Raw genomic sequence first — 24,652 nt, 5'->3', positions numbered from 1 at the left:
TTGACTGCAATGGGGCAGGCTTCATCAAGATGCCGGAGTGCACGCGTACCCTTGCTGCCCTACCCTTCGTACCGCCGCCCCTGCGCCAGCAATTCGGGCGTGCCGATCACCGCGTTCAAGCCATCGAAATCCAGCATGTGGTCTTTCCACGGCGCGGTCGTGCCGTGCTGGCGCAGGCTGCCGTAATAGCCCTGCAAGGTGTGCGCCACGGCGCGTGCCGTGCCGCCCGGGAAGATGACGATGCGAAAGCCCAGCGCGGTCAATGCGTCGGCGCTCTGGACTGGCGTCTTGCCGCCTTCGACCATGTTGGCCAGTAGCGGCACGCGGGCGGCAAAGCGGGCGCAGGCCGCTTGCATCTGTTCCGGGGTGCGCAGGGCTTCGATGAACAGCGCGTCGGCGCCCGCTTCCAGATAGGATTCGGCCCGGTCCAGCGCGGCGTTCAATCCGTCGACCGCTAGCGCATCGGTGCGCGCCAGGATCAAGGTGGACGACGACACCCGCGCATCCACCGCCGCGCGCAGCTTGCCGCACATCTCAGAGACGGGGATCACCGTTTTGCCATCCAGATGCCCGCAACGTTTGGGAAACGTCTGGTCTTCCAGCTGGATCATCGCCGCGCCCGCGCGTTCAAAACCACGCACCGTGCGTTGCGTGTTCAACGCGTTGCCAAAGCCCGTGTCGGCGTCCACGATGACCGGCGTGGCCACGCGTTCGGTGATGCGGGCCAGCGTGTCTTCGACTTCCGAATAGGTGGTCAGCCCGATGTCCGAGCGGCCCAGGCGGGTGTAGGCGATTGATGCGCCTGACAAATACAGCGCGGAAAAACCCGCCTGCTCGGCGATCAACGCCGACAAGGGGTCGTAGACGCCGGGCGCCAGCACGGCGCCCGTGGCCAATTGCGTGTTCAAGGGTTGCATCATGAAGATTCCTGTACAAGCGTGCGCGCGAGCAGCGCGGCCGCGGTGGCGGCGGCAATATGGCCGCCCGCCACGGCACTGAGCAGTCCGTTGCCGGACAGATAGCCGGACACGTCGTTACCCGATACGCCGCGCGCCGCGCCACCGGCGGCCAGCAGGTTCGGCAATGCTTGGCCATCGTGATTGAGCACGCGGCATTGCGCATCGATATCCAGCCCGCCTTGCGTATGGAACAGCGCGCCGGTGACCTTGATGGCGTGATACGGCGCTTGCAGGCTGCGTTCGAAGCGGCGGCCGTAGGCGTCCGAGGCTTGCGGCCCGACCCCTTGCAGCGTCCGGCCCAACGTGTCCGCATCGCAGCCGATCAGCGCCGCCAGTTCGGCCAGGCCAGCGCACGTCTTCACCGCATGGCCCGCTTCGGCCGCGACGAAATCCGGAAAACCGCGCGCCAGCGCCAGCGTGCGGTCGTCAAACACATTCCAGGCCACGCCGCCCGGCTGCGCCAGCACGTGGACGGCGGCTTCGGAATAGCCGTGCGTCTCGTCATGAAAGCGCTGGCCGCGCGCGTTGATCTGCACGCCGCCGTCCATCATCACGGCCCACGATATCAGCGCCCCTTGCGGCGTCGCCCAAGAGCCATGCCCCTGGTAGCCGCCCAAATCCGCCAGCCTTGCGCCCAACTGCCTGCCCCATGCGATGGCGCTGCCGTCGTTACCCACGTGGCCGCCGTAGACGGCCTCGCGCATGGCGGGCAGATGTTCCGCCACCATGGCCGCGTTGCCGCCAAAGCCGTTGCAGGCCAGCAGCAGCACGTCGCAGCCGATCACATCCATCGACCCATCGGGCCGTTCGCATCCGACGGCAGTGACGCGGCCGTTTGCATCCACCCAGATGTCGCGGGCGAGCGCTCGCGTCAGCAACATCGCGCCCGCCGCGGTCGCGGCGCGTTCCAGCGCGGCCACCAGCGCCTGGCCGGTGCGTTCCGGCAAGGTGTGCATACGGCGTGCGGAATGGCCGGGGTAGAGGAAGCCGTCCAGCACCTCGAAGGCCAGACCGTGGCGCGCCAGCGCGTCCATGGCCGCGGCGGCGGCGCCGGTGTAGGCGGCCACCAGATGCGGCGCGGCGGTGCCGTGCGCCTTGGCCTGGATATCGGCCGCAAAGCGCGCGGCGTCGTCGTCGATGCCGGCCGCGCGCTGCACGGCGGAACCCGCCGCCGGAATGAAGCCCGAAGACAGCGCCGTCGACCCGCTGGGCGTGGCGTCGCGCTCGATCAATACGGTTTCAATACCGGCCTCTGCCAGCCGCAATGCGGCGGTCAGCCCGCAAGCGCCTGCGCCGATGATGAGCACGGGCACATGCATGGCATCGGCTTGAGTCGCGGCATCTGGCGCGCCCTGTTTGACGACGGGTGCGCTCATCCTGCCAGCCGGTCCAGAAAGCCCTGGCAGGTGGTGATGTCCGCCACCGTGCGCAAATCAGCCAGCGCGGCATCGTGCATGGCTGGCGTGGGCGCGGCGCAGCCGTCGGCCAGCACCGTCACGTGATAGTCGCGCATGTGCGCATCGCGCGCCGTGCTGGCCACGCCGCCGTTGGTGACGATGCCGGCGATGACCACACTGGACACGCCCGCGCGTCGCAGCACCCAGTCCAGCTGCGTGTTGAAAAACGCCGAGTACGCCACCTTCCACACCGACACGTCCACCAGCCCGTCCAGCTCGGCCACGTTGGCCTGACCGCGCGACCCGGCGGCGAAATCGCCTTTCGCCAGGAACGGGCGCAACTGCTTCAGATGCGGCGAGATCATGGGTTCGCCGTGCGCGTCGGGCCACAAGGTGAACAGGCTGGCCGCCACAAAGCCGCCATGCGCCTTGACTGCGCGGGCCACCGGCGCCACGCGGGCCGGCAAGGCGCGCGCCTCGCGGCTGACGGCGCCGCCCCGGTCATACGCGCCACCCGGCGTCAGAAAATCGTTTTGCAGATCGACGATGAGCAACGCCGTCGTGCGAGGGTCCAAGGGATGCATGAAGGTCTCCTAGGCGTCTTGACGCCTGATCAGCAGATTGCCCAGCGCATCGACGCGGCCGGCAAAGCCGGGTTCGATCCAGATGGTCGTGTCCGGTTGTTCAAGAATGGCGGGGCCCGCCACCTCGGCGGCGACCGGCAGGTCCAGCCGCGCATAGCGCACGGCGTCGCGCCATTGGCCGGCGTGGAAAACAGGCTGCGTGCCCAACGCCGCGGGCATGTCCTGGCAGGTCGGCGCCAACAGTGACAGATCAAATTTGGGACGCTGGCCGATGCGTGCATAGCGCAGGTTCAGAATGCGCACGGCAATGCCGCTCAAGCTGCGGCCAAACGCCGCGCGGTAGGCGCGTTCGAAGGCGGCCGCAATGCCCGGGCGTGTCAATGCATCGCGCGTAACTTCCACGCGCACGGTGTGGCTTTGGCCCACGTACAGCATGTCAAGCTCGATGCTTTCGCGGATGCCTTCAAAGGCCACGCCTGCGGAGTCCAGGCGTTCCTGGCAAGCCGCCGCCAAGCCGTCGATGCGCGCAACGAGGTCAGCGGTATCCAACGCATCCAGCGCCGTGTTCAGCGTCTGCACGCCGTCGTGCCGCATGTCGGCCATGACGCAACCCAGCGCAGACGTCACGCCCGGGTAACGCGGCACGATGCCGTGCGCCGCGTCGACTTCATTCATCATGGCGCATACGTGCAACGCGCCGCCGCCGCCGAACGGCATGTAGGCGAACTTGCGCGGATCGTGCCCGCGTTCAATCGACACCACGCGAATCGCGCCCGCCATCTTGGCGTTGGCCACCGTCAGAATGGCTTCGGCCGCGGCGTGCACGTCCAGGCCCAGCGGCTTGGCGACGTGCTCGTCGATAGCGGCGCGCGCCAGCTCCACGTTCATCGTGGCCAGCAAACCGCCGCCCAGCGGGCGGTCTGCCGAAATGCGGCCCAGCAGCACGTTGGCGTCGGTGACGGTGGGGCGGGTGTTGCCCCGGCCATAGCAAACCGGGCCGGGGTTGCTGCCCGCGGATTCGGGGCCAACCTGCAACAGGCCGCCCGCATCCACGCTGGCGATTGAACCGCCGCCCGCGCCGATGGTTTCGATCTGGATCATCGGGGCGCGCACGACCATGCCGAAGTCGATCACGGTTTGCGCCGACAGCGAGGCTTCGCCGCCCGCCACCAGCGACACATCGAACGAGGTGCCGCCCATGTCGCCGGTGACCACATTAGGAAAGCCAGACGCGCGCGCAATCGCCGCGCAGGCGATCACGCCGGCCGCCGGGCCTGACAGCGCGGTGCGCACCGGCACGTCGCACGCCGTCTGCCGTGACATCACGCCGCCGTTGCTTTGCACCACCAGCAGTTCGCCTTCAAAGCCGTGTTCGCGCAGGTCGGATTCCAGGCGGGTCAGATAGCTGCCCACCACCGGCTGCAACGCAGCGTTCAGCACGGCGGTGGAGCAACGTTCAAATTCGCGGATTTCGGGCAGCACTTCGGTTGCCGCCGTGACGTGGCTGTTTGGCCAGATCGCGCGCACGCGGGCCACGGCCTGCGCTTCGTTGACCGGGTTCGCATACGCATTCACGAAGAACACGCACACCGCTTCGCAACCCTGCGCCAGCAACGCACGCGCCGCGGCCTCGACCTGATTCAGGTCTACCGGGGTATGCACCGTGCCGTCGGCCAGCACGCGCTCACTGACTTCCAGGCGCAGGTCACGTGACACGACCGGCTCGTAGTTGCCGCGCAGGCCCCAGGTTTGCGGACGATCGCGGCGGCGCATTTCCAGCACGTCGCGAAAGCCCGCCGTAGTAATGATGCCGGTGCGCGCCACCTTGCGCTCGAGCAGCGCGTTGGTGCCTACCGTGGTGCCATGCACGATGGTGGCGATGGCGCCCGCGCCATCCGCCACGCGCGCAATGCCGTTCATGAAGCCACGCGCTTCTTCGCCGCGCGTGGACGGCACCTTGACGACGCGCGCTGTGCCGCCCGCCTCGTCCAGCACGAACAGGTCCGTAAACGTGCCGCCCACGTCCACGCCAACAACCAATCCTTGCGTGGGTGTTTGATCTGCCGCGCTCATGCCAACTGCTCCTTCTTGTTGTGGGCGTTATCGCCTACATAGCCCATCTTGCGATCCTGCTCACGCGCCGCCGTGCTGCGGCCAGCGGGGTCGCCATACCCGCCCCCGCCCGGCGTCTCCAGCCGCACGCGGTCACCGCGCTGCAACTGAATGCCCAGCATTTTTGAACGCATGGGCGGCGTGCGCCATTGCCCGTCCTGCTGATAGCGGAAGACGTTCAGCGCGGCCTCGCCGCCGCCCGCGATGCCCTTGGGCGCGCTGCGCCCGCGCTCACCGAAGATGAACGCTTCAGCGCTGTCTTCCAACAATTCGATTTCGTAGATGGCGCCCAAGCCGCCGCGATGCGCGCCGTCACCCGCCGAATCCGGCCGCAGCGCCCATTGCGTGAAGCGCACGGGATAGGCGGCCTCAAGAATTTCCAGCGGCGGAATGGTGGCGGTGGAGATCGGCGCATTGCCGTGGCTCAGGCCATCGCCATCGGAATGGCCGCCGTGGCCGCCGCCAAAGAAGCTGAACATCACCCAGCGCTGGCCCTTGCGCGCCGCGTCGCTGCGATAGCCGGCAATGGACAGCGCGTTGATCGTGCCGTAAGCCTGCGCCATGGCGCGTTCGGGCGCGGCCTGCGCCATGGCGCAGAAGATCACGTCGATCATGCGCAGAATGGTTTCGGTATAGCCGCCCACCGGACGCGGGCGGTCGGCCGAGATGACCAGGCCGTCGGGCAACACCACGTCCACCGCGTCCAGCACGCCGGCATTGGCCGGCACATCCGGGAACAGGTGCTTCAGCGCCACGTAGCAGGCGGCAATGGCGGTGGCGCGCGAAATATTCACGGGGCCGGCGCAGGCGGGTGATGTGCCGGTGAAATCCAGCGTCAGCCGGTCGCCCGAGATCTTCAGCGTGAGCGCGATGCGCAGCGCCACGTCGCGCACGCCGTCGTTGTCCAGCATGTCTTCGAACGCGTATTCGCCATCGGGCAGTTGCGCGATGTGGTCACGCATCAAGCGGCGCGCGCGCTCGCGCAAGGTGTCCAGGGACTCCAGCACGGTGGCGTCGCCGTACTCATCCAGCAGGCCATCCAAGCGTCCGGCGCCCAATTCCAGCGCGGCCAGCTGGCCATTCAAGTCGCCCCACAGGCTGTCGGGCAAGCGGGTATTGGCCTTCAGGATGGCCAGCACGTCCAGGTCCAGAACGCCCGCTCGCACGATACGCACGGGCGGAATCTGCACGGCTTCCTGCCAGCATTCGGTGGCCGCCGGGTTGTAGTTGCCCGGCACCGCGCCGCCCACATCGTGCCAATGCGCGGCGGACGCCAGAAAGCAGAACAGCTGGCCGCCCCGGAACACCGGGCGCACCAGCTTGAAATCATTGGCGTGCGTGCCGCCTTCGTAGGGGTCGTTGAACAGCCAGACGTCGCCCTCCACCATGCCGCCGCGCTCAGCCGCCACCTTGGCGGCGGCTTTCACGGCGAAGGCCATCGCGCCCACGAAGACGGGCAGGCCGGACTTGCCTTGGATCAATGTCGCGCCCGTGGCCGCGTCGTACATGCCGTGGCAGGCGTCGTGGGCCTCGGCAATGATGGGGTTGAACGCGCTGCGGTACAGCGTCGCGTCCATCTCATCGGCAATCTGTTCCAGACGGCCCTTCAGGACCGCCAGGGTGACGGGATCAAGCATGGTGTTCTTCCTAAGAGGTTTGACGCTGTTTCAGCAGATTCAGCAGTCCGCCGGCCCGCACCATGTCCATCAGGAAGGCGGGAACGGTCTCGCAGTGCAATTCAGAATGTGCGCCGCCCTGCTCGCGGACTACGCGCCCGGCGGTGGCGTCGAACGTGATGCGTTCGCCGTCGGCCAGCGATTCCGCTTGCGGACACGTCAGCAACAGCAAGCCCACGTTGAAGGCGTTGCGAAAGTACAAGCCGTTGAACGACGGCGCGATGACGGCGGCCACGCCCAGGCGCACCAGGGCGGCGGCGGCCTGTTCGCGGGATGAGCCGATGCCGAAGTTGGGGCCGGCCACCAGCACGTCGCCCGGCTGCACCTGCGCCGCAAATTCCGGCCGCACGCGTTGCAGGCAGTGGCGCGCGATCTCGTCGATGCCGAACTTCATATAGGCGCCCGGGGCAAGCGCATCGGTGTCGATGTCCGCGCCCACGCGCCAGACGCGGTGCGTGCTTGTGTGGTCCGTCATGCCATGAACTCCCGGGGGTCGGCGATGCGCCCGGCCACTGCCGACGCCGCCACGGTGTAGGGCGACGCCAGATAGACCTGCGCCGTCTCCGAGCCCATGCGGCCTTTGAAATTGCGCGCGGTGGTTGAGATCACCGTAGCGCCGTCTGGGATGGACCCGCCATAGCCCGCACAAGCCCCGCAAGACGTGGCGAGCACCTCCGCGCCCGCGTCGCGCAGCACCTGCATCACGCCTTCCTCGTCCGCCAGTCGTTGGTCCTGGAGGCTGGCGGGCGCCACCATCAGGCGCATGCCAGCCGCCAGCTTGCGGCCGCGCAACACGGCGGCGGCGGCGCGCAAGTCGTCGAGCTTGGCGCCCGTGCAAGCGCCGATGTACGCCACTTGCAGCGGCACATCGGCGTAGTCATTCACGTCACGCGCGTTGGCCGGACTGTGCGGGGCCGCCACTTGCGGCGCCAGCGACGCGGCATCGAAATCGTGCCATTCGGCGTCTGCGCCCGCATCGCTCTGCCAGCGGGCAAGGTCCAGTTCCGCCGTTACGCCGGCCTGGCGCAGATAGGCGGCCGTGGTGTCGTCAGGCGCTATCAACCCCACTTGCGAGCCCAGCTCGGCGCTCATGTTCGACAAGGTCATGCGTTCCTGCATGGACAGCGCGCGCACGGCCTCGCCGCAGAATTCCACGGCCTGATAGCGCCCGCCATTCATGCCGTAGCGGCCGATCATGTGCAGCATCATGTCCTTGGCGGTGACGCCTGCGGCCAGCCGCCCGCTCCACCGCATCATCAGCGTCTTGGGCACCTTGACCCAGATCTGGCCGGTAACGGCCACGCCCAGCATTTCGGTGCTGCCGATGCCAAACATATACGCGCCGAACGCGCCGCCCGTGGGCGAATGCGAGTCGCCGCCGACACAGAACATGCCGGGCCGTATATGGCCGTGCTGCGGCACCACCACGTGGCAGATGCCAACGGAGTCATACACATTCGGCAATTGCTGCCCGGCCGCCCAGTCGCGCGCAATACGCACGATGCGGCGGGATTCGTCGTCGGATTCCGGCACATAGTGGTCGATGACCAGCACGATCTTGGCCGGGTCCCACAGCGACGCGCCCAATTCTTCCAGCATGGGCTGCAAGCGCCGGGGGCCGCTGGAATCATGGAACATCGCCAGGTCCACGGCACAGGTGACGATTTCGCCTTCGTCGACGGCGGGCCGGCCGCAGGCGGCGGCGATCAGCTTTTGCGCCAGGGTTTGAGGCCGATGGGTTTGAGGCCGATGGGTTTGAGGCCGATGGGCATTAGAAGCAGACATCGCTACATCCCCAAATAGGCGCGGCGCACGTCGTCGCTGGCCATCAGTTCCGGGCACGATCCGCTATAGCGCACCGCCCCGTTTTCCAGCACATAGGCGCGCTGCCCCGTTTCCAGCGACTGGCCCACGTTCTGCTCCACCAGCAAAATCGCCAGCCCATCGGCGTGCAGGCGCTGGATCAGTCCAAACAATTCCTCGACCATCAAGGGCGACAAGCCCAGCGACGGCTCATCCAGAATCAGCAGCCGGGGTTCGGCCATCAAGCCCCGGCCAATCGCCAGCATCTGCTGTTCGCCGCCCGACATCGTGCCGGCCAGCTGTGTCAGGCGCTCGCGCAGGCGCGGGAAAATATCCAGCACCTTGTCCACGTTGGCGGCGCGATGCTCACGCGCCCGGGTGAAGGACCCGAGCTCCAGGTTTTCCAGAACGCTTAAGTTCGGGAAGATGCGGCGGCCTTCCGGCACCTGGATCAAACCCGCCTTGACCACGTCGCGATAGTGGCGGCCGGTCAGGTCGTGGCCGTCGAAGCGGACAGAGCCGCCCCAGGGTTTGCACAGCCCGCACACGGTGTTGTTCAGCGTGGATTTGCCCGCGCCGTTGCTGCCCAACAGCACGACAATTTCGCCCTCGCCCACCGTCAGGTCCACGCCGCGCAGCACTTCCATGCGCCCGTAGCCCGCCCGCAGGCCGCTCACTTCCAGCAGCGCGCTCATGCCGGCGCCCCTTGCGCGGCCAGGCGCGCCGCCGCGCCATGCCCCAGATAGGCTTCCACCACCGTCGGGTCGCGGGTGACTTCGCCGGGGGTGCCTGAGGCAATCAAGCGGCCCTGAGCCAGCACCCACACGTGTTCAGCCAGGCTCATCACCGCGCGCATCACGTGTTCGATCATCAATACGGTGACGCCATCGTCCACCAGTTTTTTCACGACCGGAATCATCTCGTCGATCTCACTCGGGTTCAGGCCGGCCAGCACTTCGTCCAGCAGCAGCAGACGCGGTCGCGTGGCAAGGGCGCGGGCCAGCTCCAGACGCTTGCGGCCCGCCACGGTCAAGTCCGCCGCGGGCTTGTCCAGCGCCCCTTGCAGGTTGACGCGCGCGGCAACCTCTTCGGCCGCAGCCAGCGCCGCCCGCCGATCACGCAGGCGCAGATGCGCGCCCACGGCGATGTTCTGGCGCACCGTCTGCGCGCCAAATGGCTGCACGATCTGGAACGTGCGGGTCAGGCCCAACTGCGCGGATTCGTGCGGCGCGCGGCCGGTGATGTCTTCCCCGGCAAAATGCACCGAGCCGGCGCCGGGCTTCAAGAAACCCGACAACAGCGCAAACAGCGTGGTCTTGCCCGCGCCGTTGGGGCCAACCAAGGCGGTCAACGACCCTTGCGGCACAGCCAGGTTCACGTCCTGAACGGCCTTCAGGCCACCAAACGAAATCGACAGATTGCGAGCTTGCAGCAGAATTTCAGGCACGGGCGCGCTCCTTGCCAAACAGGCGGCCCAGCGATTGGCCGCCGCCGCTGATGCCGCGCGGCAGGAACATCACGATCAGAATCAGCACCACGCCGTAGATCACCATGCTGATGCCCGGCAGCTCGCCAAACAGGTTGCGCGTCAGGTCGGCCAGCCCATGCAGCCCCACCGCGCCCAGCACCGGCCCCCACAGCGTGCCCATGCCGCCCACAATCGCGCCCACCAGCGCTTCGACCGACACCGCCGAGCCAAACGCAATACCCGGGTCGATGTACTGGAACACCTGCACATAGAACGCGCCCGCCGCGCTCATGAACGCCGCCGACAGCGCAATGCCGCCCAGCTTCACGCGCAGCGGATTCACGCCAATGGCGCGCGCCGCGTCTTCGTTGTCACGCACCGCTTGCAGGTAAGCGCCAAAGCGCGAATGACGCAGCCAGGCAGTGGCCCCCAACGCCAGCACCACGAAGGCCAGCAGCAGATAGATGTAGCCACGGCGGGACGCGAACTGCATGTTCGCCGCGCCCTCTTGCAGCGGCACCATCAGCCCCACCCCGCCGCCCGTGAAGGACGCCGACAACGCCAGGATGCGAAACACCTCGGCAAAGGCCAGCGTCACCAGCGCAAAGTACGAGCCCTTCAAGCCGTAGCGAAACGTCAGCCCGCCCACGGCCAAGCCCACCAGCGCGCCCAGCGCAATGGCTATCGGCAACGCCAGCCAGGGGTTGATGCCCAGGTTCAGCTGGCCCAGCGCCTGCGCATACGCGCCCACGCCAAAGAACAGCGCATGGCCGAAAGACAGCTGGCCGCCATAGCCGCCCAGAATATTCCAGGCCTGCGACAACAGCGCCGCGTACAGCGACATCATCACGAAGGTCAGCAGCACGCCTGACTGCGCGAACGTCGCGCACGCGGCCACCGCCACCCCGAACAACGCGATTGCGGAAAGATCCCGGTTCATGCTCAGCCCCTCGCCCCGAACAGCCCCTGCGGGCGAAACAGCAGCACTGCGATGAAGATCGCAAAAATGCCCATCTGACCCAGCGAGTCGCCCAGGAACAGGCCCCCAATGGACTCCACCACGCCAATCAACAAGCCGCCCACCAGCGCGCCCACAAAGCTGCCCATGCCGCCCAGCACCACAATCGTGAACGCCACCAACACAAAGCCGCTGCCCACTTGCGGGTTGACGTAGTACGCGGGCAGCAAGAAACAAGCGGCCGCGCCCAGGCAGGCCATGCCGATGCCAAACGACAACGCGTAGACTTTTTCGACGTCGATGCCCATCAGCTTGGCGCCCTGCTTTTCCCGCGCCACCGCGCGAATCGCCCGGCCCAGATCGGTGCTGCGAATGATCCAGAACAACACCGCCGCCACCGCCAGCGCGCCGCAAAACGCAATGACCTTGGGCAGCGCGATCATGGCGGGGCCGATCTCGACGGTGGACAAGGTGTAGGCCGTGTCGATGCTGCGCGTGTCGGACTTGAACCACACCAGCGCCAGGTTCTCCAGCACGATGGCCAGCCCCAGTGTCACCAGCAGAATGTTTTCGTCCTTGCCGTGGCTGGCGCGGTTGATCACAAAGCGCTGCAACGCATAGCCCAGCCCAAACATGCCGGCCACCACCAGCGGCAGCGCCGCGTAGGGGTCGATGCCCAGCCGGTCTTTGAGCAGGTAGACCGCGTACAGCGCCACCATCAGGGCGGCGCCGTGGGCGAAGTTGATGATGTGCAGCACCCCGTAGATCAGGGTCAGCCCCAGGGCGATCAGCGCATACACCGCGCCGGTCGTCAGGCCGTTGAGCACCGACGAAAAGAGGATGGCAGGGTCCAGCATGCTTGCCCTCAGGCCTTCAACGGAAAGATGGCGTCGGCCTGGCGGTATTCCGCCGGGATGATCACCTTGATGTCGCCGCCGATCACTTGCGTCAACAGCGGCTGGGCGCCCGTGTTCTGGCCGTTGACGAACTTGGTGGGGCCGTAGGGCATCAGGTTGTCGTGGAAGGTGCTGGAGGCCAGCGCGTCGGTAATGGCGGCGCGGTCGGCGGACTTGGCGCGTTCGATGGCGTCGGCCAACAGTTGCACCGCCACGTAGGTCATGAACACTTCATAGCTGAAGTACGCGCCCTTCTCTTCAACACGCGCCTTCAGCGGCGCAACACGCGGGTCCTTGGGGTTGAACCAGTGGTTGCAGTCAATGATGCCGTTGGCGATGTCCGGAAATTCCTTCAGGAACTTGTAGCTGGACGCCGCGCCCCCCAGCACCGAATAGATGGCCTTAGGCTGCACTTTCTGCTGCTTCATGGCGCGCAGCAGCAGCGCGTATTCGTTGTAGTAGTTGGCCGGGATGACGATGTCCGGGTTCACCGACTTCATGCGCAGCACGATGTTGTTGAAGTCGCGCGTGGGGTTCGGGTGCTTCACCACTTCTTTGACCTCGAAGCCGTGCTCCGGCAGCGACTTCGACAAGAGCGCCGCCGTGCCCGTGCCGAACAAGGAGTCCTCGTGCACGATCATGACCGTCTTGGCCGGCTTGCCGGCCGCGTCGTTCAAGGCGGCCAGGTCGGTGATGGCGCGTTCGCTACAGGCGCGGTAGCCGGGCCCGAAGCGGAAGGTGTTCTTCAGACCGCGCTCCACAATCTGGTCGGCCACGCCCACGTCCACCACGTGCGGCAGGTTGTACTTGGCGGCCGTCTGCGTCGTGGCCAGGCAGATCGCCGACGCGTACGCGCCCACGATGGCCGACACGCCCGCCTCGTTCATCTTCTCGACTTCGGCGGAACCCGCTTCAGGGCGCGACTGCGCGTCACCCAACACCGCCGACAGCGGCGCGCCGCCCAAGGACTTGATACCGCCCGCCTTGTTGATGTCTTCAATGGCCAGCAGCGCGCCCAGCCGGCATTGCTGGCCCGAGTACGCCAGCGCCCCCGTCACCGGGTGCAGCACGCCCACCTTCACGGGCGTTGCGCCTTGGGCGCGCGCCACCCAGGGCGTGGACACAAGCGCCGCGGCGGCGGCGGAGCGATAGAGGAAGGTGCGGCGCGAATTCATGGGAGATCTCCGAAGGGGTTCAATGAAATTGGGCCGACAGCTCTTCGCTGACCCAGACCTTGGCGTCAATGCTGCCGACGCGCGACAGCTGCAATTGGTATTGATAACGGTCGGGCCGGTACAGGCCCTGCAATAGCTGAACGGGGCGGTCGTTCACGTCACGCACGACGCGGGTAACGGCCAACAGCGCCGAGCCCACCGACACATCCAGATGGCGCGCCACCTGCGCGTCGGCCAGCCGCGCAGAGATCGTCTGCGTGGCGCCGCCGAACTCCACGCCGGCCGCCTCAAGCAGCATCAGCAAGGGTTCGCGCTCCAGGTCTTCGCGCGTGAAATCGGCCACGGCTTGCGGCACGTACGTGGTGATGTAGGAAAGCGGCCCGGCCTCGGTGCTGCGCACGCGCAGGCTCTTGTGTACGGGCGTGCCGGGCGGGATGCGCAGCGACTCGGCGACGGTTGGCGGCGCGGACACCAGCGTGCTGTCCAGCACCTGCACCGAGGTGCGCAGGCCCATGTTGACGATGTTCTCAAGCAGCCCGGTCAGGTGCGCTTTCTGTGGCGCATTGGCGGCGGGCGCGGTATGGGCGGCGGACGCCCCGCGCAACGGCCACGTCCCCAGCCCGGGGCGGCGCGACACCAGGCCGTCGGCCACCAGCATCTCCATCGCCTTGCGGATGGTGATGCGGGCTACGTCGAACTGATCGGCCAGCGCGTGCTCGCCCGGCAGCCCATCCTGATCGAATCGCCCTTCCTGCAACTGCTCGCGCAGCACAAGGTAGATCTGGTGGTACTTCGGCAGAGGTAGTGAGGTTCCCATGCCGGGAACTCTAGGGGTGTCCTAATGTACCGTCAATGGAACAAATACCCTGGCGGGCTGTTCTATCGGGAAAACACTAAGACCTTTTTGCCAATCACAATCTGTCACGTTCGCGCGCAAATCAGCATCATCTTGGGCGATATCATCGCGCCCTATGCACACACACTCCGACATAAAAATGCCGTTGTCCGCCGCGGGGTTCCGGCGCGTCTGGCTGCTGGCTATCACCGTGCTCTTTACTGTGCTGATTGCGCTGCACGCCAGCACAAGCCACGCCCAAAGCTTTGATCGCCAGCAGGAAAACCAGCGCTATCAGCAATGGCTGGAAGCCTTCCGGCAAGACTTCCAAGCGCTGCGCCAGTCGCCCGACCCGGCCAACGCGGATGTGGATGCAATGTTCGCCAACACGCTGGTGCCGGGTTCGCGCGCCACGCAACTGGTGAAGGAACTGGCGAAGGCGAAGGGCGGCAGCACCAGTGGCGAGATTCACTTCGTAGGCATCGCGCGCGTGTTCATGGCGGCCTTGTCGGACTCGGTGGTCGCGGGCGACGGCGGCGTCTTTCCCGACACGCACGCCACGTATAAATCCCAGACGCTGCGCGTGCGCTACATGCATGTGGATGGCGGTGGACGGCTGGAACGCTACTTCAACAACCCGGAAGTCTTCACGCCCTACCGGCTGCCGGACAACGGCGTCTACGCGCGCAACGCCTACCCCTTTCTGCTGTTTGAAGACACCCAGGGCAAGCTGCGCCTGGGCGGCGTGTCCAAGGAATTCTGGGACCTGGTGAAGTTCATGGACTCGCTGCAATATGCATAAGCCGCCGCGGGTCTTACGCGTTGCCTTGGCCGCTGCGCCCCTGCTGTTCGCCTCCGCGGCGCATGCCGCTTGCGGCCCGGCGGATACCGATTTTTCGGTGGCGTCGGCATTGCCGGCCGTATCGATATCCATTGATCTCGACGGCGAACGCGTGCTGCTGGGCAAACGCGGCGAACGCGTCCCAACGGACGCCCGGCTGGCCGTGCTCGACGATGGTGAGCTGATGCCGCGCACATGGGTGGACAAGGTCGACTGGTCTGCGTATCGGGCCGGCAACAAGCCTGCGCGCCCCGCCCCCACCAAACTGTATTTCGACCCGGAAGGCCAGCTCTGCCGGATAGAACGCTACCGCTCGATGCGCGGCGAGGCCGTGCTTGAGCGGGGCTATACGCTGTCGTACGACGCCTCGGGCGCGCTAGCCGCATATACCGAATATTCCCTGTCCAGCGCGTCCAACCCGAAGCCCTACTTCGCCACGCGCAGCGCCTGCCTGCAACGCGACGCGCAAGGCCAGCTGACAACGTTCATTGATGATGGTTGCGGCGACCCAAACAGCGCCGGCGCCCGCCGCCACTTTGTGCGCGACAACGCGGGGCGCTTGATACGGGTCATCGATCTGGTGTCGCCGGGGCAGCCGGTGTCGGTTCAGCTGTTGGATGCGCAAGGCAAACCGGGGCCGCGCTACGTGCGCCGGGCCAACAACTACTTTGTGCCGGGCGCGGGCACCACCCCCTTGGCGTACGCGGACCCGCCCGCCAAACAACGTGAACGCCTGTATCCCGTGGAGCGGCAAACGCTGGCCGCGCTGCCCGTCGAGGTGGCTGAAAACCCGTGGCGCGTCGTCCGCATCAAGGACGACGTGCCGCTGGACGATGACATGATGTCTTGGGACCCGGACACGCAGATCGTGCTGGCCGAAGGCGCGCAAAGCACGCCCGCCGGCGCGGTCTTGACCCCGGCGCAACAGCAAGCGGTGTGGCAAGCGATGGGCGAACACCCCGGGCGCGTGTACTTCTACGCGGACCCGATGAGCCGCGTTATGCTGCTGCCCGCCATGCCTGCGGAAAAATGGCAGGCATGCAGCGACCCCGCCAATACGGCCGCGAACGCCTGCGCGGGCTGACCGCTATTCGGCGCGGGCGCCATTTAAGCGGCATCATGCGTCGAATCAGAACCATCAAAGGGACGACGTATGACGCTCTCGCTGCACGCCTTTGCCGAAATTCCAACCAAAGACTGGCTCGGCCTGCTGAACCACCCCGACGTGATCCGCCACATGCCGCTTGCCACCGGCGAGTGGACCGAAGACGCCGTCGCGGACTGGGCCAAGGGCAAGGACGCACAGTGGCTCACGAACGGGTATGGCCCCTGGGCGCTACGAATTGATGGCAGCTTTGCAGGCTGGGGCGGTTTTCAGAAGGAAGGCGACGAGGCCGACCTTGCGCTGGTTCTGCTGCCGGCGTACTGGGGGCACGGTGCAATGATCTTTCGCCACGTCATGGCCCGACGCCATGCGCTGGGCATCGGGCCAGTCAGCATCCTGCTGCCGCCCAGCCGGACTCGGCTTAGAGGTCTTGCCCGGCTGGGCTTTCGCTTGGTGGGTGAGTTTGCCTACGAAGGCCAACGCTTTCTGAAGTTTCAAACCGCAGGCTAAGGGCAGCAAAGGGTCACGGCACCGCGGCCATCACCCTTTCCCCGGCCGCGTGTCCACCGCCAGGCACAGCAGCGCCGTCACCAGCGCCAGCGCGACATGCCCGATGTACAGCGGTGAGAATGCCGCGTGGCTGACCGCGCCGTGTCCCAGCAACAGCACCGTGATCGCCACCCCCATCACCCCGCCGATCTGGCGCGTGGCCTGATTGACGGCGCTGCCCACCGCGTAGTGCTGCGCGGGCAAGCGGCTCACCGCCGCCGCCGACAAGGACGGCAGCACCATCCCCACGCCGATGCCGCTAAGCAACAGGCCCGGCAGCCATTGCGTCAGATACGCCGGCTGCTCGCCGGGCATGAGCAAGAACCACAGGCCGCTGGCCGCGTAGATCAACGACCCCGTCACCAGGAATGGCCGATGGCCCAGACGCGCGGCCAGCCGGCCGGTCAGGATGGCCGTGGGAACGACCAGCAAAGGTCCTGGCGTGACCGCCAGCCCGGCACGCGGCAGGCTGTAGTGCCACACGCCCGTCATGTAGAAAAAGAACGCGAAGAACATCATCGCAAACGCGATGCCAAAACTCAGCGTGGCCAGGTTCACATAGCGATAGGTGCGGTGCTTGAATAGCGCCAGGTCCACCAGCGGATGCGGCGTGGCGCGCGCCCAGGCCACAAACGCGCCCAGCGACACTACGCCCACCGCCGCCACCACGCCCAGCTCCAGCCGCGACCACGTGGGCGACTCCGACTGCACAATCGCCAGCGCCAGCGCGCCCACCGCCACCATCAGCAAGGCCATGCCCACGCCATCCACACGCCGCCGCGATTCCGGCTTCACCGATTCCTTGAGCAGCCCCGCGCCGAACCACAGCGACAACGCGCCCAACGGCAGGTTGATGTAAAACGCCCACGGCCAACCGGCCCAATCCACGACGAACGCGCCCAGGCTGGGACCCACCGCCGCCGCCAAACCGCCCACGGCACCCCACAAGCTGACCGCCACCGCCCGTTGCGACGTCGGAAACGCGGCCAGCACAATCGACAACGACGCCGGCGTCAGCAAGGCCGCGCCCACGGCCTGCGCCACGCGCGCGGCGATCAGCCACCCCACGCTGCCCGCCAGCCCGCACGCGGCCGACGCCGCCAGGAACAGCACCACGCCCACCATGAACATGCGCTTGCGGCCGTGCGTGTCGGCCAGACCGCCCGACGGGATCAGCATGGCGGCATAGACCACCGTATAGGCGTTAAGCACCCACGACATATCCGCCGCCGACGCCTCGGGAAACCCAGCCCGCAACGCGCCGAACGCGGCGTACAGCATGGTGCTGTCGAGCGACACCAGGAACACGGCGATGCTGGCGACCCAGAAGATCGGCCAGGGAGAGGTGGCGGCAGCCGATGCTGCGGCGGGCGACCCCGCGGTGGCTGCCGCCGTGGACGACGCAGAGGAACGAGCGGTTGCGTGCATGGCCGTCTTATCCCGCTGCCTTCAGATACACTGCCGGCTCGGCGGTCAAGCCCTGCTTCACCTGGCGCGTCAGCTCGTCGGCCAGCACTTCCTCGGCGCCTGCTTCCAAACCGTCAAACGCTTGGGCAACGATGGCTTCGGGCGTGGACTTCGGGGCGTCCAGGCCCTTGGTCAGATCCGTATCCACAAAGCCCATATGCAGCCCCAGCACCTGCGTCTTCTGCGCACGCAGCTCGTTGCGCAGGCCGTTCGTCATGCCCCACGCCGCGGATTTGCTCATCGCGTACACGCCCAGCAGCGGCCCATTGATCCAGCTGGCGATCGACAGCACATTCAACAGCGCGCCGCCGCCGTTTGCAGCCAGTACCGGCGCAAACGCCTGCGCCACGCGCAAGGAGCCGATCACGTTGGTGTCCAGATGACGCTGCGCCGACTCGATGCTGTCTTGCGCCAAAAAGCCGCCTGTTGCCGCGATACCGGCGTTGTTGATGACGAGCGTCACATCCGACGCGAGCTGGGCGGCGGCCGCCACATCAGCGGCATTCGTCACGTCCAGCTTGATGGCTTGCACGCCAGGCAAGGTGACGGTGGACGGATCACGCGCACCGGCATACACCTTGCGGGCGCCACGGGCCAACGCCTCGCGGGCAAATGCCAGCCCCAATCCGCGATTGGCGCCGGTAATCAAAACGACTGCATTCTTCAAATCCATGATGCGTTCCTTAGAACAAGGGAGCCTGCAAGATCAAAATATGATGATCATCATATTCAGGTTGGGTAAAAAGGCCGCGCATTGCGGCCTTGGAAAAACCGGTAAATACTCAGGCGGACAGAGCGGCGTCCTTCTGGTCGTACTGTTCCAGGATGGCTTGGCGGGCAGAGGCCAACACGGCGCGCCCCTCGTCGTTGTCCCCCAGCGCCCGGGCCAACTGCAACGCGCCCACCAACGTACTGGTGACGGCCACCGCGGCATGCTCGCCGGCAGTGGGCGGCAGCACCTGCCGCAGCGCATCCAGCAAGCGCCGCACGCGCAGCGCCGACACTTCGCGGACTTCGGCCGATTGACGCGGAATCTCGGAGGCCAGCGCCGACACCGGGCAACCGCTCTCGCAACCAGTCAGATGCGCATCGCTCAGATACGTTTCCACCCAGGCCCGCAACGGGCTCGCGCCTTCGGCCTGGCGTTCGGCCATTCTCGCCATCATGCGCGCCGCGCCATCACGGCCGGCGCGCTCCATGGCGGCGGCCAACAAGGCTTCGCGAGACGGAAAGTGCGCATAGAAGCCGCCGTGCGTCAGACCGGCTTCCTTCATGACGTCCGCCACCCCAACGCCCGCATACCCTTCACGCCGAATCGCGCGCGCGGCGGCGTCGACGATACGTTCGTGAGAGCGCTCTTTGCGAGAGGACGGGCCAGCCATGATGGGGATCTCGGGATGTCGAAATATGATGATCGTCATATTAATCCCGCAAAAATCCGGCGCGCAAGCGATTTTTAAGGCGGATTTGTAACGTGCGCCGCCCCCGGGTACGGGCGGCGGCTGGGTTTTGGATGGCTTAGCGCCAGACTTCCGGCTCGACGCTGACTTCGCCCTTCTCGGCCGAGAAGTAGACGATGCCGTCCGAGATATTGGCGTTCAACTGCATGGTGCGTTCAGCCAGCTTGGCCAACGCCTTACTCTGGTCCGACGGCAGGTTGATGACCTTCAGGTTGCGGGTGCGCTCGAGCTTGTTACGCACGCCATCCCACCAGATCTTGCTGGCCGAGCCGCCATAGCAATACACAATGACTTCATCCGCGCGGCCACAGGCGCGCAAGATGCGGCGCTCTTCAGGCTGGCCCACTTCGATCCACAGCTTGACGGCGCCGGTCAGGTCCTTGACCCACAAGTCCGGCTCATCGGTGTCGCTCAAGCCTTTAGTAAACGCCAATTCTTCCTGCGCATGCAAAGCGAAAGCGACCAGGCGCACCATCATGCGTTCGTCGGTTTCCGACGGATGACGGGCGACGGTCAGCGAGTGGCTGCCGTAGTAATGACGGTCGGTATCGGCGACGTTGAGTTCGGCCTTGTAGATGGTGGCGCGCAGGGCCATGGCGATGATCCGTGAAGTCTTGCTAATTGCTTGAAGGGCGCAATGATAACGCTTGCTGGCGAGGGGTGTTGTTGAAGGCGTACTTTGTGGGCGTGGCGTCGGGGCGGGATTCGTAGGGGCTAGCGGCGGAACGGGCTGGCGTCGAACAGGGCTTCGTAGGGGCTAGCGTCGAGGCGGGCTTCGTAGGTCGCCCGTTGCCGTGGCCGTCATGGCTGCTCGCGCCCACGATTGCGGTCCGGAGCCTTCGCTCCGGACGTCCCCCTCGTCATCTTCGTTGTTGCCTGCGGCAACTTCCTTCAGATTCCCTCGGGCGCATCGAGGTTGCTCGCAGCCATGACGGCCACGACAACGGGCTGCCGATGTCTTGGCTTGATGCGCTGTTAGAGCCGTGGTCAGGGACGAGGCGTGCGGGGCCCGCCGAATTGCTGCCGCCCGGGCGGCGGCAAATCGGCTTACGCGGTTGTGGGACGTCGGCGGTGGACGCTTGCGCGCATGCGGGCAGACGTTTGGCTTGCGCGCGTGCGGGCAGACGTTTGTTTAGGCGGCCGCCTTCGTGGGGGGGTGGTAGAGATGGGCGGCGCGCGGTGGCGGCTGAATTCTTGTGGTGATTTTTTCGCGCGCGCCGCCACGACGTCCCACCGCCCAAACGCCAAAAAAGGCCGCCCGCGCGGCCGGCTTTGGCGGCCCCGCAAGACCTTTCACCCCAAACAACCCGAGGCAAAAACGCCAAGCACACCACCCTTCCCAGCGCCCGTCACCGGCCGCTATGGCAGCGTGTGGCGTCGGGGCGGGGGTGAGCGGGGCGAGTCGATGCGCCCGAGGGAATCCGAAGGGAGCCGAAGGCGGACGAGGATGACGCAGGGGCAAGTCCGGAGCGAAGGCTCCGGACCGCAATCGTTGAGCCCCGCTCACCCCCGCCCCGACGCCACACGCGTCTTAAGAACCCACAACGTCCCCAAACTGCGACGACAAAAAAACCAGCCTCAATAAACCCCAATCGAATGTCGAGCAACAAAATGCCCTTCACCCACGGCCACCAACGGCTCCACCAGCGGATCATCCCCGAGCTTGCGCATCGGACTCGGAATCTCATCCACCAGCAATGACCGCTCCCGATGCCGCCGCTGGGGATCAGCGATCGGCACCGCCGCCATCAGCTTTTTCGTATAGGGATGCTGCGGGTTTTCGAAGATCGCCCGGCGCGGGCCGATTTCCACGATCTGCCCCAGGTACATCACCGCCACCCGGTGGCTCACGCGTTCCACCACCGCCATGTCATGCGAAATGAACAGGAACGACACGCCCAATTCCCGCTGCAAATCCAGCAGCAGATTCACGATCTGCGCTTGAATCGACACGTCCAGCGCCGACACCGACTCGTCCGCAATCACCACTTTCGGGTTCAACGCCAACGCCCGCGCGATGCAGATGCGCTGACGTTGACCACCCGAAAACTCATGCGGATAGCGGTCGATCATTTCCGGCAGCAGCCCGCACTTGTCCATCAGCCAACGCACGCGATCCTGCGCCGCCTTGCCGCGCGCCACGTTATGGATCAGCAGCGGCTCCATGATGGAATAGCCCACCGTCATCCGCGGGTCCAGCGACGCGAACGGGTCCTGGAAAATGAACTGGATGTGCTGGCGCAACGTCTGCATCGCGCTGCCGCGCAACGCGCCGATGTTCTTGCCGTCGAACTCGATCGTGCCGCTTTTGCTCTTGACCAGCTGCAATAGCGAACGGCCCGTCGTGGTCTTGCCGCAACCGGACTCGCCCACCAGCGACAGCGTCTCGCCCGGATACAGGTCGAAGCTGACTTTCTCCACCGCGTGCACGCGCTTCTGCACCCGGCCAAGAATGCCGCCGGTGATGTCGAAACTGGTGGTCAGGTCGCGCACCTTCAGCACCGGCCCATTCTCGCGGCGCACGGTTGACGGCGCCGCCACCGGCGCATCCACCAGCGCGGCCGGGTCCGCCACATGCGCGGCCTCTTCCACCTTCAACAGCGGAAACGGCGCGGGTTCGTCCGTGCCATGCATCGCGCCCAAGCGCGGCACCGCCGACAGCAGCGCCCGCGTGTAGGCATGCTGCGGACGCGCGAAGATCTCGTCCGAACCGCCCTCTTCCACCTTGTCGCCGCGATACATCACCAGCACGCGGTCGGCCACTTCCGCCACCACGCCCATATCGTGCGTGATGAAAATCACGCCCATGTCCATCTCTTCTTGCAGCTGACGGATCAGTTGCAGGATCTGGGCCTGGATGGTGACGTCCAGCGCCGTCGTCGGTTCGTCGGCAATCAACAGCTGAGGCTTGCACGACAACGCCATCGCGATCATCACGCGCTGGCGCATGCCGCCCGACAACTGGTGCGGATAGCGGTCCAGAATGGCGCGGGCTTCAGGGATACGCACGCGTTCCAGCATGCGCAGCGTCTCGGCGCGGGCCGCTGCCGCATCAAGCCCCTGGTGCAATTGCAGGGCTTCGGCGATCTGGTTGCCGGCCGTGAAGCTCGGGTTCAGCGAGGTCATCGGCTCTTGGAAAATCATCGCCACGTCCGCGCCGCGCACGCGTTGCAGCGTGGTGTCGGGGGCATGGGCCAAGTCCAGCACCTCGCCGTTGCGGCGGCGCAGGAACATATCGCCATTGACGATTTTGCCGCCGCCGTATTCCACCAGGCGCATCAGCGCCAGCGACGTGACCGACTTGCCCGAACCGGACTCGCCGACAATCGCCAGCGTTTCGCCACGGTCAACGTGGAACGACACATTGCGCACGGCTTCCACCGTGCGCTCGGGGGTCTTGAAGCGCACGGTCAGGTCACTGACCTGAACGACGCGTTTAGGGTCCATGGTTGCCATAGTGATTACTTTTCCTGACGCGGATCAAGCGCATCGCGCAGGCCGTCGCCCAGCAGATTGAAGCCCAGCACCACCAGGAAAATGGCCGACCCGGGGAAGATCGACATCCAGGGCGCCTGGGTCATGAAGTTCTTGGCCGTGTTCAGCATCGAGCCCCACGACGGGGTCGGCGGTTGCAGCCCCAGGCCCAGAAACGACAGGCTGGCCTCGGCGATGATGGCCGTGGCGATGGTGATCGTGGCTTGCACGATCAGCGGCGGCATCACGTTGGGGAACACGTGCCGGCCGATGATGCGCAGGTCAGATGCGCCCAACGCGCGTGCGCTCTGCACATAGTCTTCGTTCTTCACGGCCAGCACCTGCCCGCGCGTCAGACGCACGAACTTGGGCGCGGCCGATACGCCGATGGCGATCATCGCATTGGTCAGGCTCGGCCCCAGGAAGGCGGCCAGCGCGATGGCCAGGATCAGGAACGGAATGGCCAGCAGCGCTTCCGTGGCGCGCGAGATGATGCTGTCCGTCCAGCCGCCGAAGTAACCGGCGGCAAGCCCAAACGGCACACCGACCACCAGCGCGATCAGCACCGACACCAGGCCCGCCATCAACGAGGCGCGCGCGCCATAGACCATGCGGCTGAAAATGTCGCGGCCCAGCTCATCGGTGCCCAGCCAGTACGACGCCGACGGCGCCTTGCGGATGGTGGTGAAGCTGGTTTGCAAGGGGTCGTGGTTGGCGATGAAAGGCGCCAGCACGGCCAACAGGACGAAGAACGCGACGATGGCCAGACCCAGCATCGCGATGTGGTTGCGTTTGAATTTTCCCCAGGCGCGATTGCGGCTGCGGGGCGGCGTGACGGCTGCGGCCGTTGCAGGAAGTGCGCTCATGAGTGCCTCAGGCGGGGGTTGACCAGGATGTACAGAATGTCGGCCAGCAGGTTCATCAGGATGAAGCCCACCGCCACGCAGAGCACCACGCCCTGCACCACCGCGTAATCGCGCGTGAACACCGCATCCACCACCAGCTTGCCGAAGCCCGGAATGGTGAAGACCTGTTCGGTCAGCACCGCGCCGGCCAGCAATTCACCGAACAGCAAAGTCACCAGCGTCACAATCGGCATCAGCGCATTGCGCAGCGCGTGGCGCAGCACCACCTGGCGCGGCGATACGCCCTTGGCGCGTGCGGTGCGCACGTAATCGGCCGACAGCGCTTCCAGCATGGATGAGCGCGTGTGACGCATCAGGTAGGCGGCAATGGCGGTAGACAGCACCAGCGACGGCATCAGCATGGTCTTGATCGACAGCCAGAAATCTTCCGCGGGCGACACATAACCGGACGCCGGCAGCAGCTTCCACTGCACCGACACCACCATGATCAGGATGATGCCCAGCCAGAAGTTGGGAATCGACATGCCGGATAGCGCCGCGATGTTGGCGCCCATTTCAATGGGCTTGCCCTTGCGCACCGCGGCGATGATCCCCATCGGGATGCCGATCAAGAGCGCAAAGAACATGGCCATGGCGGCCAGTTGCAGGGTCACGGGCAGCTTTTGCGCAATCAGCGTCGTGACGGGCACGTCGGTGCGCAGGGACTTGCCCAGATCGCCTTGCAGCACCTGGCCGGCCCAGGCCGCATATTGCATCGGCAGCGGATCGTTCAGGCGGTATTTGTCGCGCAGGTAGTCCAGAACGGCCGGGTCGCGCTCTTCGCCGGCCAAGGTCAGCACCGGATCGCCGGGCAGGATTTTCTGCAGCATGAACACGATCATCGACACCAGTATCAGTGTCGGTATCGCGACGATCACGCGGCGCAAGATAAGTTTAAGCATGTGGGAAAAACCGTAGAACAGGAACGGCGGACGGCGTCAGGCCAACAACACCTGGCGCGCGGCCGCCGCAAAGAACCATGGGATGC

General features: G+C 66.0%; 23 protein-coding genes. 3 read left to right on the top strand and 20 right to left on the bottom strand.

The genetic code is table 11. From position 1 onward, the window contains the following. Positions 1 to 59: 59 nt before the first annotated feature. From ACFZAI_RS22500 to ACFZAI_RS22440, 13 genes are read right to left on the bottom strand one after another with little or no spacing between them, the layout of a single operon-like run. Positions 60 to 920, bottom strand: a complete 861-nt coding sequence (locus tag ACFZAI_RS22500; RefSeq protein ID WP_391568988.1) for an oxaloacetate decarboxylase — start codon at positions 918 to 920, stop codon at positions 60 to 62. Beyond that, positions 917 to 2,335 carry an FAD-dependent oxidoreductase gene (locus ACFZAI_RS22495; RefSeq protein WP_391568987.1) on the bottom strand — a complete coding sequence of 473 codons (1,419 nt, stop codon included), beginning with the start codon at positions 2,333 to 2,335 and terminating at the stop codon, positions 917 to 919. Before ACFZAI_RS22495 ends, ACFZAI_RS22500 begins: the two co-directional genes overlap by 4 nt. After that, positions 2,332 to 2,940 carry a cysteine hydrolase family protein gene (locus tag ACFZAI_RS22490; RefSeq protein WP_391568986.1) on the bottom strand — a complete coding sequence of 203 codons (609 nt, stop codon included), beginning with the start codon at positions 2,938 to 2,940 and terminating at the stop codon, positions 2,332 to 2,334. Before ACFZAI_RS22490 ends, ACFZAI_RS22495 begins: the two co-directional genes overlap by 4 nt. A 9-nt stretch (positions 2,941 to 2,949) precedes the next feature. After that, on the bottom strand, positions 2,950 to 5,013 hold the full coding sequence (locus tag ACFZAI_RS22485) for a hydantoinase/oxoprolinase family protein (protein WP_391568985.1): 2,064 nt from the start codon (positions 5,011 to 5,013) through the stop codon (positions 2,950 to 2,952). Next, positions 5,010 to 6,689 (bottom strand): hydantoinase B/oxoprolinase family protein, encoded by a 1,680-nt coding sequence (locus ACFZAI_RS22480; protein ID WP_391568984.1) that lies wholly within the window; start codon positions 6,687 to 6,689, stop codon positions 5,010 to 5,012. The genes ACFZAI_RS22485 and ACFZAI_RS22480 overlap by 4 nt, the downstream gene beginning before the upstream one ends. 10 nt (positions 6,690 to 6,699) lie before the next feature. After that, the gene (locus tag ACFZAI_RS22475) at positions 6,700 to 7,203 is read right to left on the bottom strand and encodes a 3-isopropylmalate dehydratase (RefSeq protein WP_391568983.1); all 504 of its coding nucleotides are present in this window, start codon (positions 7,201 to 7,203) and stop codon (positions 6,700 to 6,702) included. Beyond that, positions 7,200 to 8,513 (bottom strand): 3-isopropylmalate dehydratase large subunit, encoded by a 1,314-nt coding sequence (locus tag ACFZAI_RS22470; protein ID WP_391568982.1) that lies wholly within the window; start codon positions 8,511 to 8,513, stop codon positions 7,200 to 7,202. Before ACFZAI_RS22470 ends, ACFZAI_RS22475 begins: the two co-directional genes overlap by 4 nt. A gap of 2 nt (positions 8,514 to 8,515) precedes the next feature. Continuing rightward, positions 8,516 to 9,226: an ABC transporter ATP-binding protein gene (locus ACFZAI_RS22465; protein WP_054426051.1), complete on the bottom strand. Its 711-nt coding sequence runs from the start codon at positions 9,224 to 9,226 to the stop codon at positions 8,516 to 8,518. Further along, complete coding sequence (locus ACFZAI_RS22460; protein ID WP_391568981.1) at positions 9,223 to 9,978, bottom strand: ABC transporter ATP-binding protein; 756 nt, start codon at positions 9,976 to 9,978, stop codon at positions 9,223 to 9,225. The genes ACFZAI_RS22465 and ACFZAI_RS22460 overlap by 4 nt, the downstream gene beginning before the upstream one ends. Then, entirely contained in the window at positions 9,971 to 10,939 is a 969-nt protein-coding gene (locus tag ACFZAI_RS22455; RefSeq protein ID WP_391568980.1) for a branched-chain amino acid ABC transporter permease, read from the bottom strand. Before ACFZAI_RS22455 ends, ACFZAI_RS22460 begins: the two co-directional genes overlap by 8 nt. A 2-nt stretch (positions 10,940 to 10,941) precedes the next feature. Continuing rightward, positions 10,942 to 11,814 (bottom strand): branched-chain amino acid ABC transporter permease, encoded by an 873-nt coding sequence (locus ACFZAI_RS22450; RefSeq protein ID WP_391568979.1) that lies wholly within the window; start codon positions 11,812 to 11,814, stop codon positions 10,942 to 10,944. An 8-nt stretch (positions 11,815 to 11,822) separates the two neighbouring features. Next, positions 11,823 to 13,028, bottom strand: a complete 1,206-nt coding sequence (locus tag ACFZAI_RS22445) for an ABC transporter substrate-binding protein (protein ID WP_391568978.1) — start codon at positions 13,026 to 13,028, stop codon at positions 11,823 to 11,825. Positions 13,029 to 13,047: 19 nt separating this feature from the next. After that, positions 13,048 to 13,845, bottom strand: coding sequence for a GntR family transcriptional regulator (locus ACFZAI_RS22440; protein ID WP_391568977.1), 798 nt, complete (start codon positions 13,843 to 13,845; stop codon positions 13,048 to 13,050). A gap of 178 nt (positions 13,846 to 14,023) precedes the next feature. Here ACFZAI_RS22440 and ACFZAI_RS22435 point away from each other — a divergent pair, with 178 nt between their 5' ends. From ACFZAI_RS22435 to ACFZAI_RS22425, 3 genes are all read left to right on the top strand, one after another. After that, complete coding sequence (locus tag ACFZAI_RS22435; RefSeq protein WP_391568976.1) at positions 14,024 to 14,665, top strand: hypothetical protein; 642 nt, start codon at positions 14,024 to 14,026, stop codon at positions 14,663 to 14,665. A 25-nt stretch (positions 14,666 to 14,690) separates the two neighbouring features. Then, the gene (locus tag ACFZAI_RS22430) at positions 14,691 to 15,788 is read left to right on the top strand and encodes a hypothetical protein (RefSeq protein WP_391568975.1); all 1,098 of its coding nucleotides are present in this window, start codon (positions 14,691 to 14,693) and stop codon (positions 15,786 to 15,788) included. Between the two features lie 69 nt (positions 15,789 to 15,857). Then, complete coding sequence (locus tag ACFZAI_RS22425) at positions 15,858 to 16,319, top strand: GNAT family N-acetyltransferase (protein ID WP_391568974.1); 462 nt, start codon at positions 15,858 to 15,860, stop codon at positions 16,317 to 16,319. Between the two features lie 30 nt (positions 16,320 to 16,349). Here the strand turns inward: ACFZAI_RS22425 and ACFZAI_RS22420 are convergent, their stop codons facing one another. The 7 genes from ACFZAI_RS22420 to ACFZAI_RS22390 form a co-directional block, all read right to left on the bottom strand. Further along, the gene (locus ACFZAI_RS22420) at positions 16,350 to 17,786 is read right to left on the bottom strand and encodes an MFS transporter (RefSeq protein ID WP_391568973.1); all 1,437 of its coding nucleotides are present in this window, start codon (positions 17,784 to 17,786) and stop codon (positions 16,350 to 16,352) included. Between the two features lie 7 nt (positions 17,787 to 17,793). After that, complete coding sequence (locus ACFZAI_RS22415; protein WP_391568972.1) at positions 17,794 to 18,498, bottom strand: SDR family oxidoreductase; 705 nt, start codon at positions 18,496 to 18,498, stop codon at positions 17,794 to 17,796. A 109-nt stretch (positions 18,499 to 18,607) separates the two neighbouring features. Further along, complete coding sequence (locus ACFZAI_RS22410; protein WP_391569194.1) at positions 18,608 to 19,207, bottom strand: TetR/AcrR family transcriptional regulator; 600 nt, start codon at positions 19,205 to 19,207, stop codon at positions 18,608 to 18,610. 136 nt (positions 19,208 to 19,343) lie between these two features. Continuing rightward, positions 19,344 to 19,880 carry a YaeQ family protein gene (locus ACFZAI_RS22405; RefSeq protein ID WP_054426071.1) on the bottom strand — a complete coding sequence of 179 codons (537 nt, stop codon included), beginning with the start codon at positions 19,878 to 19,880 and terminating at the stop codon, positions 19,344 to 19,346. A gap of 983 nt (positions 19,881 to 20,863) precedes the next feature. Beyond that, on the bottom strand, positions 20,864 to 22,732 hold the full coding sequence (locus ACFZAI_RS22400) for a dipeptide ABC transporter ATP-binding protein (protein ID WP_391569193.1): 1,869 nt from the start codon (positions 22,730 to 22,732) through the stop codon (positions 20,864 to 20,866). A 14-nt stretch (positions 22,733 to 22,746) separates the two neighbouring features. Then, a complete protein-coding gene (gene nikC / locus ACFZAI_RS22395) occupies positions 22,747 to 23,625 on the bottom strand; it encodes a nickel transporter permease (RefSeq protein ID WP_054426077.1) in 879 nt (292 codons plus the stop codon). Then, on the bottom strand, positions 23,622 to 24,566 hold the full coding sequence (locus ACFZAI_RS22390) for an ABC transporter permease (protein ID WP_054426079.1): 945 nt from the start codon (positions 24,564 to 24,566) through the stop codon (positions 23,622 to 23,624). Before ACFZAI_RS22390 ends, nikC begins: the two co-directional genes overlap by 4 nt. Between the last annotated feature and the right edge of the window lie 86 nt (positions 24,567 to 24,652).

This window comes from Achromobacter sp. NPDC008082, assembly GCF_042957345.1.
GTDB classification, from domain to species: domain Bacteria; phylum Pseudomonadota; class Gammaproteobacteria; order Burkholderiales; family Burkholderiaceae_B; genus Achromobacter; species Achromobacter kerstersii_A.
Note: the sequence above shows the minus strand (reverse complement) of the source record. Positions and strands in the feature narration are given on the sequence as shown.